The organism is Nocardioides sp. J9 (assembly GCF_007829375.1).
Lineage (GTDB): Bacteria > Actinomycetota > Actinomycetes > Propionibacteriales > Nocardioidaceae > Nocardioides.
Map to the genome: position 1 here is coordinate 31326 of NZ_VLJQ01000077.1, position 14312 is coordinate 45637.

At 74.3% G+C, this 14312-nt stretch carries 10 protein-coding genes; 7 read left to right on the forward strand and 3 right to left on the reverse strand.

Annotated features, from left to right (window positions below):
* Nucleotides 1-439: 439 nt before the first annotated feature.
* Complete coding sequence (locus L615_RS12530) at nucleotides 440-1699, reverse strand: lipopolysaccharide biosynthesis protein (RefSeq protein ID WP_261376670.1); 1260 nt, start codon at nucleotides 1697-1699, stop codon at nucleotides 440-442.
* 94 nt (nucleotides 1700-1793) lie between these two features.
* On the opposite strand from L615_RS12530, the gene L615_RS12535 reads away from it, so the two are divergent.
* From L615_RS12535 to L615_RS12560, 7 genes are all read left to right on the forward strand, one after another.
* On the forward strand, nucleotides 1794-5909 hold the full coding sequence (locus L615_RS12535; protein WP_145725271.1) for an alpha-(1->3)-arabinofuranosyltransferase family protein: 4116 nt from the start codon (nucleotides 1794-1796) through the stop codon (nucleotides 5907-5909).
* Complete coding sequence (locus L615_RS12540) at nucleotides 5906-7603, forward strand: hypothetical protein (protein WP_145725272.1); 1698 nt, start codon at nucleotides 5906-5908, stop codon at nucleotides 7601-7603. Before L615_RS12535 ends, L615_RS12540 begins: the two co-directional genes overlap by 4 nt.
* Before the next feature lie 52 nt (nucleotides 7604-7655).
* Entirely contained in the window at nucleotides 7656-7787 is a 132-nt protein-coding gene (locus L615_RS24225) for a hypothetical protein (RefSeq protein ID WP_261376671.1), read from the forward strand.
* 95 nt (nucleotides 7788-7882) lie between these two features.
* Complete coding sequence (locus L615_RS12545; protein ID WP_051485431.1) at nucleotides 7883-8719, forward strand: glycosyltransferase; 837 nt, start codon at nucleotides 7883-7885, stop codon at nucleotides 8717-8719.
* On the forward strand, nucleotides 8716-9942 hold the full coding sequence (locus tag L615_RS12550; RefSeq protein ID WP_145725273.1) for a glycosyltransferase family 4 protein: 1227 nt from the start codon (nucleotides 8716-8718) through the stop codon (nucleotides 9940-9942). Before L615_RS12545 ends, L615_RS12550 begins: the two co-directional genes overlap by 4 nt.
* Nucleotides 9943-9944: 2 nt before the next feature.
* Nucleotides 9945-10913, forward strand: coding sequence for a DUF3068 domain-containing protein (locus L615_RS12555; RefSeq protein WP_036516645.1), 969 nt, complete (start codon nucleotides 9945-9947; stop codon nucleotides 10911-10913).
* A gap of 112 nt (nucleotides 10914-11025) precedes the next feature.
* On the forward strand, nucleotides 11026-11817 hold the full coding sequence (locus L615_RS12560; RefSeq protein ID WP_261376678.1) for a class I SAM-dependent methyltransferase: 792 nt from the start codon (nucleotides 11026-11028) through the stop codon (nucleotides 11815-11817).
* Nucleotides 11818-11832: 15 nt separating this feature from the next.
* Here the strand turns inward: L615_RS12560 and L615_RS12565 are convergent, their stop codons facing one another.
* Entirely contained in the window at nucleotides 11833-12531 is a 699-nt protein-coding gene (locus L615_RS12565; RefSeq protein WP_028654353.1) for a class I SAM-dependent methyltransferase, read from the reverse strand.
* Nucleotides 12532-12541: 10 nt separating this feature from the next.
* Nucleotides 12542-14312, reverse strand: a 1771-nt coding sequence (locus L615_RS12570) for a binary toxin-like calcium binding domain-containing protein (RefSeq protein WP_315897790.1), incomplete at its 5' end; no start/stop codon positions are given.

Sequence of the window (14312 nt, forward strand, 5' to 3'; positions counted from 1 at the left end):
CGGCGCGGGCGCCACGCTGCCGCGCCCGCAGTTGGCTCCGGCGGATGGCACCGTCCGTCTGGCGGCAAGCCGGGCGTAGGCCCGGGCGGGATCTGGGCGGTCAGGGCGGGACGTCATGCGTTGCGTGGGCTGGAGCCCACGGTTCGTATGACGTCCTCGCCCTGCAGGCCTGAGTCGCACCGATTGGGCAGGAACTGCATGCCTGCACGGCGTGTCGCGTGTCGTTTGGGACCAAACGACAGGCCAGGCGGCCGCTTGTGGCGGCGCGGGCGGAGCCCGTGCCGACATCCGCGCCGCAAGCAGGCGGTCGGCTCAGCGCGGCCGCCTGGACGAGCCCGGAACAAGATCGCCGATTGGGCAGGAACGACATGCCCGCACGGCGTGTCGCACGTCGTTTGGGACCAAACCGCAACCCCGCGACCCGGCCCGCACCAGCCAGCTAGGCCCGGCCACCCACCGGAGCAGCCATCCGCCGGTGCCGGACCACCTGCAGCCCGATCAGCAGGACGACGACCACGACGTCGACGACCGCGACGGTGACGGCGAGCTCGCGGACTGCGTCGGCGACGGCGCCGGCGGAGACGAGAGCCACGACGCCGGCGGCGATGATCCACTTCGTCGTGCGCCCACGGCGGGCGAGTCCGGCGTAGACGAGGAGCTGGAGGACGGCGAGCAGGCTGCCGAGGACCGCGAAGAGCCAGAGGTCGTCGCGGACGCCGGCGTAGTCGTCGCCGCCGATGAAGACGAGGGCGAGGTCGGCGAGGAGCCAGGTGGCGGCGGTGGCGGCGGCGCCGAGGACGGCGAGGAAGGTCAGGCCCTTGAGCACCGCGCCGCGGCTCTCGGCGGCGGTGGACATCGAGGGGAAGAGGATGACCACGGCGAACTGGGGCAGGAAGAGCACGGCCTTGGTGACGATGAGGCCGCCGGCGTACAGCCCGGCGTCGTGGTCGCCGAGGACGCTGCGGGCGACGACGACGTCGAGGTTCGACAGGGCGAGGAAGGCGAGCAGGGCCAGGGAGCTGGCGGCGGTCTCGCGGACGACGTCGCGGCGGACGTGGTGGTCGTGGGACTCGCCGGGGCCGTCGGCGCGGTGGCGCAGCGCCCAGTAACCGACGGCGACGGGGAGCCAGGACGCGATGAGGACGCCGAGCATGGCGCTGGTCTCGGTGTCCCACACCAGCAGGAAGCCGCCGCCGATGACGACCCGGGGGACACCGACGGCGAGGTAGACCAGGCTCAGCGGAAGCCAGCGGCGCTCGCCCTGCAGCACCCCGGCCTGGCCGCCCATGATCGTCACCGGCACCACCGCGAGCGCGAGCAGCACGGCGGGCAGCAGGCCGTCGAGGCGCAGCAGCTGCCACACCGCGGGCGCGGCGGCGAGGGTGATGCCGCCGAGCAGCAGCGCGCTGCCCCAGGTCGTGCGCAGCACGGTCTCCTCGATGGCGGCGACGTCGTCGGGCTCAGCGGAGATCCGCCGCGCGGCGGTGGCCTGGAGCCCGAGCTGGACGACGGAGAGCACGAGCAGCAGCGCCATCAGGCTGGCGACCTCGCCGTACTGGCTGGGGCCGAGCAGGCGTGCGGCGACCATCTGGAAGGCGTAGGTGCCGACGTTGGTGACGGCCATCGCGATGGCGATGCCGGCCGTGCTGCGCAGCAGGTCGCGCACCCGCGAGCGCGAGACCCGGGCATCAGTCGTCACGCGTGCAGGGTAGGCGGACGGTCCCGGTTCCGCCCATCCGGGACACGCGCTCGTATGCTGACGACCGCCACGAGCACGAGGAGAGGGAGGCCGGATGCCGGGCAAGGAACGGCGCGGCCGGGTGCTCCTGGTCGCGGTGTACGCCGCGATCTCGCTGCTGGTGTTCACCGAGAAGTGGGGCCAGTCGACCAGCGACACCCGGTTCGAGCTGACCGAGGTGCCCGGTCCGCACCTCCAGGGGACCCTGGCGTTGTGGAACCCCGAGGTGTCGCTGGGGGAGATGCAGAACCAGGCCTACGGCTACCTCTTCCCGCACGGCAGCTTCTTCTGGCTGGCCGAGCTGGTGGGGATGCCGGGCTGGGTCTCGCAGCGCCTCTGGTCGATCCTCATCCTGCTCCTCGCCTGTGAGGGCGTGCGACGCCTCGCCCGTGCCCTGGGCATCGGCTCCGTCGGGGCGGCGGTCGCCGGCCTGGCCTACGGCCTCACCCCGCGCCACGTCACCGAGATCGGCACCCGCAGCGCGGAGATCCTGCCCGGCGCGGTGCTGCCGTGGGCGGTGCTGCCGATCGTGCTGGCCACCCAGGGGCGGCTCCGGCCCCGGGAGGCAGCGGTCCTGTCGGCGGCCGCCTTCGCCTGCTCCGGGGGCGTCAACGGCACCGCGACCGCGGCGCCGGCCGCGCTGCTGGCGATCATCGTCGGCTGGGCGGTGCTCACCCGGCGGCTGACCTGGCACTTCGGCGTCGGCTGGCTCGCGCTGGTCGGGGCCGTCAGTGCGTGGTGGATCCTGTCCCTGCTGCGGCTGGGCGCCTACASCCCGCCGTTCTACGACTTCGTGGAGGACGCCCGCGCCACCACCGGCACCTCCGGGTTTGCCGCCGTGCTGCGCGGGGCGAGCAACTGGGTCGGCTACATCTCCGTCGGCGGACGCCGCTGGTGGCCGGCCGGCTACGACCTCGCCTACGAGCCGTGGCTGGTGCTCGGCACCGGCGTCGTCGCCATCGTCGCGTTCATCGGCCTGCTGCGGATGCAAGGGCCCTGGCGCACCCCGCTGCTGCTCGCCGCGGGCTTCGGCCTCACCTGCCAGGTCATCGCCCACACCGGCACCCTCGACAGCCCGGTCGGCCAGGCGCTGCGCGACCTGCTCGACGGCCCGCTCGCGCCGCTGCGGAACGTGCCCAAGGTCGACCCCGTGCTCCGGGTTCCGATCGCCATCGGCCTCGGGTCGATCGTCGCCGAGATGGTCCGCCACCTCACCACCCGCGAGCGCGGCCGCAGCCGCACCCTGCGCAAGGTGGGCGCCGGCGGCCTGGCGCTCGCGCTCGCCGGCGGCCTGGTCGCGATGGTGCAGCCGATCGCGACCGCCGACACCCGCACGCCGGGCTGGGAGAAGCTCCCGGACTACTGGCACGACGCGGCGGAGTTCCTCGAGGAGTACTCCGCGCAGACCCCGGGCGCGGGGGCGACCTGGGTCATCCCCGGGTCCGGCTTCGGCATCCAGCAGTGGGGCTGGACCATGGAGGAGCCGATGGAGGCGGTCGCGCGCAGCCCGTGGATCACCCGGTCCCAGGTGCCGCTGACGCCGCCGGAGACGATCCGGCTGTTCTCGATGATGGAGACCTTCCTCGAGACCGGCTCCGGCTCGCCGTACCTGCGCCACCTGCTCAACCGTCTCGGCATCGACGCGGTCCTGGTCCGCCACGACCTCGACCCGAGCGTCTCCCAGGCCACCTCCGCCAGCCTCGTCGGCGTGGCGCTGGGCCGCTCCCCGGGCCTCGAGTCGATCGCCACCTTCGGCCAGCTCGAGTTCGGCCCCGCGATCGAGATCTTCTCCGTCCAGCCGGCGGTCGGTGCGCAGACCGGCACCGGCGGGTACGACGTGCGCGACGTCGACGACGCGGTGACCGTCGCCGGCTCCGTGGAGGCCGCCGTCGCGGCCGTCGGCTACGGCCTCGTCGGCCCGGCGCAGGCGATGATCCTCGCGGGCGAGCCCGGCTGGGACCGGGACGCGCAGGTCCTCGGCGACGCCTACCGCAAGCGCGAGCGGGCGTTCGGGCGGATCCAGGACGCCGAGAGCGCCGTGATGGCGGAGGACGAGCCCTACCGCGGCGACCGGGTGGTGCCGAACTACCCGGGTGCAGCCGGGGCGGAGCCCGTCGTGGCCGAGTACGAGGGCATCGCCGGCGTGGACGCGTCGAGCTCACGGTCGTGGACCAGCTCGCTCGGGGCCGTGCACGCGGAGAACTCGCCCTGGGCCGCGTTCGACGGCGACCAGACGACCTTCTGGCGCACCAGCCCGTTCACCGACGCCGTCGGGCAGTGGGTCGAGGTGGACCTCGGCACCGAGCGCCGGGTCGGCGAGGTGCACTTGGCCCAGCCGCTCGCGGAGGGCATCGACCAGGTCGGCCGCTGGCGGGTCACCGCCGGCTCCGCGAGCGAGGAGGTGGAGGTCGACCCGTTCACCGGCGCGGGCTCCGTGGTCCTCGACGTCCGGGCCGACCGCGTGCGCGTCCAGGCGCTCGACGCACCCAGCCGCCAGTCGGCCATCGGCCTCGCGGAGGTCACCATCGACGGGGTCACGCCCCGCCGTACCCTCGTCCTCCCGGAGGTCGCGACCGACGGGCCGCCCGACGTGCTGCTGTCGGCGTCCCCGGAGACCCGGTCGTGCGTGCTGACCCTGCTCGGCCCGGACTGCGACCGCTACCGCGCCCGCGCTGCGGAGGAGACGACCGGCATCGACCGGACCTTCACCCTCGAGGAGGGCGGCGAGTTCACCGTCCGCGGGCTCGCGGTCGCGCGCAGCCGACCGGCGACCGTCGAGCTGCTGCAGCCGCTGGGCGGCACGAAGGTCACCGGCTCGTCGTGGCTCGGCGTCGACCCCGCGGTCTCGCCACGGATGGCGCACGACGGCAACCCCGCCACGTCCTGGGTCGCCGACCCGCGGGACCCCGAGCCCACGCTGACCGTCGACCTCGGCGAGGTGCGCACCCTGCGCCGGATCGTCGTCGACCCGCCGGCCGGCGTCGCGGTCCGTCCCGACCGCGCAGAGATCCGCGCGACGACCGCCGACGGCGAGGAGGTCCGCACCGCCGACCTGCGCGGGTACGGCGGCTTCGAGCCGCTGCGCGCCCGCCGGCTCACGATCACCTTCAGCCGCTCGGTGGAGACCGTCGGTGGCGCGCCGCTCGGCGTCGGCGAGGTCCGGCTCGGGGGAGCCCGGGTCGCGGCCACCCTCGACGGCGGTGGGCCCACCGGCGCCGTGTGCGGGTTCGGGCCGCCGCTCGTCGTCGACGGCCGCACCGTGCCGACCCGCGTGGTCGGGATGATCGGCGACGTCGTCGCCGCCGGGCAGCTGGCCGTCCAGCCCTGTGACGAGGACGGCGGCCCGTTGCGCCTCGAGGCGGGGGAGCACCGGGTCGAGGTCCGCTCGACCGAGCAGTTCCAGCCGGTCGCGCTCACCCTCGACTCGGTCGACTCGGGCGCCGACCCCGACCGGGGGCCGGCCCGCTCGCGGGAGACCGAGCTGCTCTCGGTCTCCGACACCCGGGTGCGGCTCGAGGTCGGTCCGGGGGAGGACGCGGTGCTGTCCTCGCCCCACAACGTGAACCTCGGCTGGGTCGCGACCGTCGACGGCCGTGAGCTCGAGCGGATCACCGTGGACGGCTGGGCCCAGGGCTGGCTGGTCCCCGAGGACGTCGCCGGCGAGGTCGAGCTCGTCTACGAGCCGCAGCGCGGCTACATCATCGTGCTCGTCGCCGGGCTGGTGCTGCTCGGAGCCGTGCTCCTGCTCGCCCTGGCGATCCTGGTCGCGGGTGCGGTACGGCGCAGGCGGGCTCCCGTCGCGCCGGTGCCGCCTGCCCTCCAGCCGGACCAGCCAGAGGGTCCGGAGCGTGCGGGCCACCGCCGCGGTCCCGGCCGTGCACGGTGGCTGCGTCCGGCGGCCGCGGTGCTCGCCGGTGGCGTGCTGGCGTGGCTCGTCGGGGGACCGGTCGTCGGTGTCGCCGGCGCGCTGGGGGTCCTCCTGGCCCGCTGGCCACGGGTCGTGCAGGCGGTCGCCGGTGCCGTGCTGCTCGGTGCGCTGGTCGCGTTCGTGGTCGTGCTGACCGACGGGCCGGACCTGGCGCCGCGGGCGGTCGACCTCGCCACCGGCGCGGCGATCGCGCTCGGCCTTGCTGCGGCGCTGGCCCGCACCACGCCCCCGGAGCGGGGATGAGGCGTCCCCCGGCGAGCGTGTCCGTCGACGTCGCGGTCAGCCTGGCCGTGGCGGTGGCGGTGCTCGGCCCGTTGCTCGTCGGCGGCGGGTTCTGGCTCGTCGGGGACATGGTCTTCGTGCCGCGCCAGCCGTGGAAGGACGCGTGGCKGGGGCTCGACGAGTCGCTGCCGCGGGCGGTGCCGATGGACGCGCTCGTCTCGCTGGCCAGCCAGGTCCTGCCCGGCGCGCTCGTGCAGCGGGTCCTGCTCCTCGGCGGCTTCCTCGCCGGCGGCGTCGGGGTCGCGCGGCTGGTCGCCCGGTCCACCGCCGCCCGCGCCACCGGCCACCGCTGGTACGCACGGGCCGCGGCCACGACGCTGTTCTGCTGGAACCCCTGGGTGCTGGAGCGGCTGCTGATCGGGCAGTGGGCGATCCTGCTGGGCTACCTGCTGCTGCCGTGGGTGGCGCTGGGCGCCCTGCGGCTGCGGGAGGGGCGCGCCGTGGCCCTCGCCGCCGCCGCGGTCTGCAGCCCCTCCAGCGGGGCGATGGCGTTCGCGGTCCTCGCGGTGCTGGCCCTCGGCCGGGACCGGCGCACCTGGCTGACGGTCGCCGTCATCGGCACGGTGGCCAACCTGGTCTGGGCCGTCCCGGCGCTCACCGCCGACGCGGTCCGGGTGTCGACCGACGGGGTCTTCGCGGCGTTCGCCGCCCGTGCCGAGTCAGGCGCCGGGGTCGTGGCCAGCACCCTCTCGCTCGGCGGTATCTGGAAGACCTCGATCGTGCCGGGGGAGCGCACCAGCAGCGTCGTGGTGCTGCTCGCCTGCCTGCTCTCGCTCGCCGCGCTGGCCGGCCTGCGCCACGCCGGCCCCGACCGCCGGCGCTGGCTCGGCCTCGGCCTCGGAGCACTGCTGGTCGCGCTCGTGCCGGCCACCGGGTGGGGCGCCGACCTTCTGGAGTCGCTCGCGTCCGGCGTGCCCGGGCTGGCCCTGCTGCGCGACTCGCACCGCTTCCTGGCGCCGTTCGGCCTCGTGCTCGCCATCGGGGCAGCCCACACCGTGACCCACCTGCGCGGGCTGGTGCGGCCGAGGCGTGGCGCGTGGTGGAGCGCCGTCGTGCTGCTGGTCGCGGCGCCGGTCCTGCTGCTGCCGAGCCTCGCGCTCGGCGGCGGGATCCCGCGGTCGTCGTACCCGCAGGCGTGGGGGGACGTCGCGGAGCTCGTGGGCGACGACGACGTGACCGTGGTGCTGCCGTGGGCCGGCTCCTACCGCGGCTACGCGTGGAACGACCGGCGTGCCGTCCTCGACCCCGCACCGCGCTTCCTGCCCGGCACCGTGATCGTCGACGACAGCGTGCTGCTCGAGGACACCGTGGTGCCCCCGGAGGACCCGCGCGTGCTCGCCGTCGCCGAGGCCCTCGAGGCGGCCGACCCCGCGGCGGCGCTGCGCGCCGAGGGCGTGCGCTGGGTGCTCGTCGAGCAGGGGATGGTCGAGGTGGAGGTCCCGCCCGGCACCGTCCGGTACGACGCCGACGGGCTCACCCTCGTCGACCTCGCCGGCGGGGGCACGGTCGCCGACGGCCCGACCGCGGTGCGCCCGGAAGCCCCGCAGGTGCGCCGAATTCTTGTCGGATTTGGTCACGGTTTGGCGATTCTTTTGCTTTTGGCTGGCGTTGTCGCGATACTCCGGACAGGGAGTAACGGGCGTCACACCACATGATGGACATGGGGGGCGTGGCGCTCTGTGCCGGTCTTTGGGAGGGGACCAGCGCATGAACACGATCATTGCCACGGTTGTCGGAGCACTCGCTTCCACCGCCGTTCTTGTCGCCGGCGTCAACGCTGCTCAGTCCGAGCACAAGCCGGTCAGCGAAGAGAAGCTCTACAGCTACTCGGACCAGTAGTCGTCCGGTCGCTCGTCGTCTGCTGACGGCGGGCGGTCGAGTCACACGTCCACCTGGGAGGGGGGACGTCTGAGCAGACGGCTTGGGAGGGTCCGATGCTGCAGATCGTCATTCCGGCGTTCAACGAGGAACGCCGCCTGCCGCGCACGTTGCGGGAGCTGCGACGCCACGTCGCCGCCCACCGCGGCGAGCTCGGCCGCGTCGAGGTGCTGGTCGTCGACAACGCCAGCGCCGACGCGACCGCCGACGTGGCCCGCGCTGCGGACTCGTCGGCACTGCCCGTGCGCGTCGTGCACTGCGCCCGGCGCGGCAAGGGTGCCGCCGTGCGCGCCGGCCTGCTGGCCAGCGACGCCGACGTGGTGGCCTTCATGGACGCCGACGGCGCCACCGGCCTGGCTGCGCTCGAGACCGCGGTCCAGCGGCTCCGGCTCGGTGCCGACGTCGTCATCGGGTCCCGGGGCCTCGACGACAGCGTCACCGAGGCGCGGCACTGCCGCAGCCGCTCGGCCGGCGCGGCGGCGTACCGCCGCCTCGCCCGGCGGCTCACGCCCGGCATCGTCGACACCCAGTGCGGGTTCAAGGTGTTCCGCGGCGAGCTCGTCCGAGCCGCCGTGCAGGACCTGCGCACGGCGGGCTTCTCGTTCGACGTCGAGCTGCTGGTGCGCCTGCGGGTCGCCGGCGCCCGGATCGAGGAGATCCCGGTGACCTGGGTCGACGTGCCCGGGTCCACCTTCGTGCCTGCGCGCCACGGCGCCGGAGCCTTCGCCGAGCTCGCGCGGATCGCCTGGTCGACCCGCGGGCTCGCGCCGGACCCCGGCAGGGTGGCGGCCAGCGGAACGCGGTCCCCCATGCCGCTGCCCGCCGCCGCTGCCCTGCCGGCCGCCGTCGCGGTGCCGGTGGTCGTCAGCCTCGCGCTGCGGAGCCCGCGATGACGTCCCCGACCGGCCTCGCCGGCCGCCGGGTCGTCGTCGTGAACTGGCGCGACCTCGACCACTCGCTGGCCGGAGGAGCGGAGATCTACGCCTGGCAGTACGCCCGCGCCCTGCGCGAGGGCGGCGCCCACGTCCGCTTCGTGACCACCCGCGAGAAGGGCCAGTCGGCCCGCGCCGTGCGCGACGGGATCGAGGTACGCCGTGGGGGAGGTGCGCTCGGGTTCTACCTGTTCGCCCTGGCCTGGCTGCTGCGCCACCGTCGCGACATCGACACGGTGATCGACCCGGCCTGCGGGCTGCCGTCGTTCTCGCCGCTCGTGGTCCGGCGCCGCACGCCGGTGCTGCTCGTCGTGCACCACGTCCACCAGGCCCAGTTCGCCGTGCACTTCCCGGCACCCGTCGCTGCCTTCGGGCGGTGGCTGGAGCGGGTCGCGATGCGGCGGGTCTACCGCCGGCGGGTGGTCGCTGCGGTGTCGCCGTCGACGGCGGCCGAGATGCGCAGCCAGCTGGGCTGGCGCGGGGACATCAGGATCCTCGAGAACGGCGCCGAGCTGCCGCCGTACCACGCGGTCGAGGCAGCGACGAAGGACGCCGACCGGGTCGTCGTCCTGGGCCGCCTGGTCACCCACAAGCGGGTCGACCTGGCCCTCGACGCCGTCGCGCTGGTCAGCGCCCGCACCGGTCGCGACATCCACGTCGACGTGGTCGGCCAGGGGCCCGAGCACGACCGGCTCGTCGCCCACGCCGCCGGCCGCGGCCTCGGCGGGCTGGTGACCTTCCACGGCTACCTGTCCGAGGAGGAGAAGGGCGACGTGCTCGCCCGCGCCTCCGTCCACGTGTGTGCGTCGGACGCCGAGGGCTGGGGCCAGGCCGTCATCGACGCCGCGGCCTGGGGCGTGCCCACCGTGGCGCGCGACGTGCCCGGCCTCCGTGACTCCATCCGCCACGCCGAGTCCGGCTGGCTCGTCGCCGACGACGCCGACCGGTCGGTCGTCACCACCCGGCTGGCGCAGCGGATCGAGGCCGCCCTCGCCGACGCCGACGACCCCACCACCCGGATCCACCGGGCCCGGGCCTGCCTCGCGTGGGCCCACCGGTTCGACTGGTCGCAGATGCGTGCCCACGCCCGCGACCTCACCACCGAGATGCTCACCGGCCGGACACCCACGCCGGCCGTTCCCACGACCCACGCGAGCCTCGCGTGGCCTTCTGAGAGGTGCTGACCATGCGCAGCAAGCTTGCAGCCGTAGCCGTCGGGCTCGGCGTCTTCATGATCGTCGCGGCCGTCCTCGTGCGTGCCTACGCCTACCCGACCCTGGCGACGGTCCCGGCCGACTACGAGGGCATCACCCGCCTCGAGGCCAAGGACGCCCAGGTCTTCAACAGCGACCCCGAGGTGCTCGAGACCGAGACCACCGACCTCGAGGTCACCTCCCGGACGATCGCCGACTCCGGCGCGGACGCGCCGGACGGCACGGTCGTGTGGGTCAACTCGACCACGGTCACCCGCGCCGACGGCTCGGTCTTCCAGCAGGCCCGTGAGCGGGCGTCGTTCGACGCCGTCTCCGGCGCCGCGGTCGAGTGCGAGTCGTGCGACTCGTGGGTCGAGGTCGCCGCCGGCGAGCGCGTCCCGACCGTCCGCGAGGGCCAGGTCTTCAAGTTCCCGTTCGACACCCAGAAGAAGGACTACCCGGTCTGGGACGGCACCGTCGAGCAGGCCGTCGACGCGGTCTACGAGGGCGAGGAGAAGATCGACGGGCTCACGGTCTACAAGTTCGTGCAGACCATCGAGCCGCAGGTCGTCGAGACCCGCGAGGTCCCGGGCTCGGTCTTCGGCTCCGACGAGGCGTCCGTCGACGCCGAGATGTGGTACGGCATGACCCGGACCTTCTTCGTCGAGCCGACCACCGGTTCGCCGGTCGACCGGGTCGAGGAGCGCGTCCAGGAGCTGCGGTACGACGGCGAGACCGTGCCGGCGTTCACCGCCACCGTCGAGTACACCGACGAGCAGGTCGCCGAGCTGGTCGACGACGCCAGCTCCAACGCCACCCTGCTCGGCGGCATGAAGCTCACCTTCCCGCTGATCCTCGCCCTCCTCGGCATCGCGCTGCTCGCTGCCGGCCTCTTCCTGGGCCGCTCCGCCGCTGCGCACCGCCGCGAGGAGGCGGAGGAGAAGAAGCTCGTCAACGCCTGACGAGCACCCCTCAGCTCCTCTTTCAACGGAGGGAGACGACGGCCCCGGGCTCGCGCCCGGGGCCGTTGTCGTCAGCGGTCCACCCGTCGCTATCGTCCCGGAGGTGTCCACCATGAAGGAGCGGCTGCGCTCGTTCCACGAGCGACGGATCGACGTGCCCGTCGGGCCCGACGCCCTCGTCCTCGACGTCGGCAGCGGGGACAAGCCGTCCTGGCGCGCCGACGTGCTCCTCGACCGCTACCCGGACGACGCGTTCGCCGGGCAGCGCTCCGGCACCGGCCGGACCCGGATCGACCGGCCGCTCTTCGACGCCGACGCCGCGGACATGCCGTTCGCCGACGGGGTGTTCGACTACGCCATCTGCTCGCACGTCCTCGAGCACGTCACCGACCCGGTCGGCGTCGTCCGCGAGCTCACCCGCGTCGCCAGGGCCGGCTACATCGAGGTCCCCGAGGCCTCGGCCGCGAAGATCATCGACTTCCCGAGCCACCTGTGGTGGTGCCGCCTCGACGAGTCGACGCGCCCGCCGACGCTGGTGATGACCGCCAAGCAGGCGCCGGCCTTCGACAGCGAGATCGACGCCTACCTGCAGCGCTCGGGCCTCGCGGGGCCGGTGAAGAAGCTGATCGACAGCAACCACCACCACAACATCATCGCCCTGCGCTGGGAGGGCTCCCAGCCGATCCGCGTCGAGGGCGAGCACGACCCGGCATTCGTCGAGGCGACCGTCAACGCCGAGGCCCACCACGGCACGGGGGAGGCGGTCGCGGCGCGCGTCCTGACCGCCCTGCTCACCGCCCGCAAGCCGCGGCGCACCGCGCCGATCGCGTGGGACGACATCATGAAGCCCGAGCTGCGCCGCGGCGACGGGGCGCTCCTGGAGGCCCGGCTCTACCGGATGTGACCCGGTGCGAGCCCGTCAGGGCTTGTGGGCGACGACGACCAGGCTCACGCCGGGCAGCCGCTTGAGGGGGAGCACCCGCTCCATCCCGACCGCGACGCGCAGCCCGGCGTTGAGGACCGGGTGCACCGCCTCCATCTCGCTCTGCGGGGCCTCCTTGCCGCGCCGGCGGGCCCGCACGACCGGCCGCAGCAGCACGTTCCACGAGTAGAGGTCGTCGATCACCAGGCCGGCGCCACGCACCAGCTCGGCAAGCTGGTCGCGCTCGTAGCGCCGGACGTGTCCGAGCGCGACGTCGTGGCCGCTCCACAGTGCCATCCCGGCCGGCACGGCGACCAGCGCCCGGCCCCCGGGGCGCAGCACACGGAACGTCTCGGCCGCGACGGCGACGTCGTCGTCGATGTGCTCCCAGGCGTCGGTGGACATCACCAGGTCCACCGACTCGTCGGCGATCGGCAGGCGGCGGCCGTCGCCGCGGACCACGGGGATCCCGCGGGACGCGGCGATCCTGGCCCCGGTCGCGGTGTACTCGACCCCGACGGCCTGCCAGCCCAGCTCACGCAGGACCACCGTGTTGCCGCCCATGCCGCACCCGACGTCGACCGCCCGGCCCGGCGTCCACGGGCGAACCGCCCGCCGGACGAGGGCCCGGCGGGCGGCGTACCACCAGTGGCGGCGTTCCAGGGCGGCTGAGCGCTCGATCTCCTCCGCATCCACGCGGCGGAGCCTACTTGCCGTACCGCGTGGGGTCGCTCTTCTCCCTGACCTCGCGGCCGTCGCGCAGGCCACCCCAGTCGGTGTCGGCCACGGTCGGGTCGCTGCGGCGCTTGCCGAACTTCCGGTTGGCGCTGCCCGTGACCTCCTGGCGGTCGGTCAGGCCGTCACGGTCGGTGTCCTTGACGAGCGGGTTCGACTTGCGGAGGCCGATCTTGTAGCGGCCGCCGTTCGCCTTCGAGCGCCACGCGTACTGGTTGACGTTGATGCCCCGGATCTCCTGGCGGTCGGTCAGGCCGTCGCGGTCGGTGTCCTTCGCGCAGGGGTTCGTCCGCACGCGGCCGATGTTCTTGCCCTTGCGGGGCTTGCCGTTGATCGTGAAGACCTTCTGCCGCACCACGATGCCTGCGACCTCCTGGCCGTCGGTCAGGCCGTCGCCGTCGGTGTCCTTGCGCAGCGCGTTGGTGCGCTTGCCGGTGCCGCACCCGGTCGCACCGGTCAGCTCACGGCCGTCGGTCAGGCCGTCGCCGTCGGTGTCAGCCTTCAGCGGGTTGGTGCCGGCCGCCTTCTCCGCGCCGTCGTTCGCGCCGTCGTCGTCGCTGTCCGCGTCGGTCGGGTCGGTGCCGTCGGCCACCTCGACACCGTCGTCCACGCCGTCGTCGTCGGTGTCGGCGTCGGTGGGGTCGGTCCCGTGGGTGTTGACCTCGGCGCCGTCGGTGAGGCCGTCGTCGTCGGAGTCCGCGTCGTCCGGGTCGGTGCCCAGGGCGAGCTCGTCGTCGTTGCTGATGCCGTCGCCGTCACGGTCGTTGCCCGGCACGTCGTCGGCCGGGTTGTCGACGGGGTTGGTGCCGTTGGCGACCTCGGCCCCGTCGGTCACGCCACCGTCGTCGGTGTCGGGGTCGAGCGGGTCGGTGCCGTGGGTGTTGACCTCGGCGCCGTCGGAGAGCCCGTCACCGTCGGTGTCGGGGTCGTCGGGGTCGGTGCCGTGGGTGGCCTCGTCGGCGTCGCTGAGGCCGTCGCCGTCGGCGTCGTCCGTGGCCGGCAGGTCGTCACTCGGGTCGTCGACGGGGTCGGTGCCGTTGGCCACCTCGGCGCCGTCGTTGACGCCGCCACCGTCGGTGTCGGCGACCGTCGGGTCGGTGCCGTGGGTGTTGACCTCGGCGCCGTCGGAGAGCCCGTCACCGTCGGTGTCGGGGTTCTCGGGGTCGGTGCCGTGGGTGGCCTCGTCGGCGTCGCTGAGGCCGTCGCCGTCGGCGTCACCGGTGCCCGGCAGGTCGTCGGACGGGTCGTCGACCGGGTTGGTGCCGTTGGCGACCTCGGCCCCGTCGGTCACGCCACCGTCGTCGGTGTCGGGGTCCAGGGGGTCGGTGCCGTGGGTGTTCACCTCGGCACCGTCCGCGAGTCCGTCCTTGTCGCTGTCGGCGACCGTCGGGTCGGTGCCGTGGGTGTGGACCTCGTCGCCGTCGGAGAGCCCGTCGTCGTCGGTGTCGGGGTTCTCGGGGTCCGTGCCGTGGGTGGCCTCGTCGGCGTCGCTGAGCCCGTCACCATCCGTGTCGGTCGGGGTCGGGTCGGTGTCGTCGTCGGGGGTGTCGACGGGGTTGGTGCCGTTGGCGACCTCGTCGCCGTCGTTGACGCCGCCACCGTCGGTGTCGGCGACCGTCGGGTCGGTGCCGTGGGTGTTGACCTCGGCGCCGTCGGTCAGCCCGTCGCCGTCGGTGTCGGGGTTCTCGGGGTCGGTGCCGTGGGTGGCCTCGTCCTCGTCGCTGAGCCCGTCACCGTCAGTG

What these genes read in the sequence shown, in the direction of transcription:
- L615_RS24225 (WP_261376671.1), top strand. Translation starts at nt 7,656, where the DNA reads ATGAACACGATCATTGCCACGGTTGTCGGAGCACTCGCTTCCACCGCC.
- L615_RS12545 (WP_051485431.1), top strand. Translation starts at nt 7,883, where the DNA reads ATGCTGCAGATCGTCATTCCGGCGTTCAACGAGGAACGCCGCCTGCCG.
- L615_RS12550 (WP_145725273.1), top strand. Translation starts at nt 8,716, where the DNA reads ATGACGTCCCCGACCGGCCTCGCCGGCCGCCGGGTCGTCGTCGTGAAC.
- L615_RS12555 (WP_036516645.1), top strand. Translation starts at nt 9,945, where the DNA reads ATGCGCAGCAAGCTTGCAGCCGTAGCCGTCGGGCTCGGCGTCTTCATG.
- L615_RS12560 (WP_261376678.1), top strand. Translation starts at nt 11,026, where the DNA reads ATGAAGGAGCGGCTGCGCTCGTTCCACGAGCGACGGATCGACGTGCCC.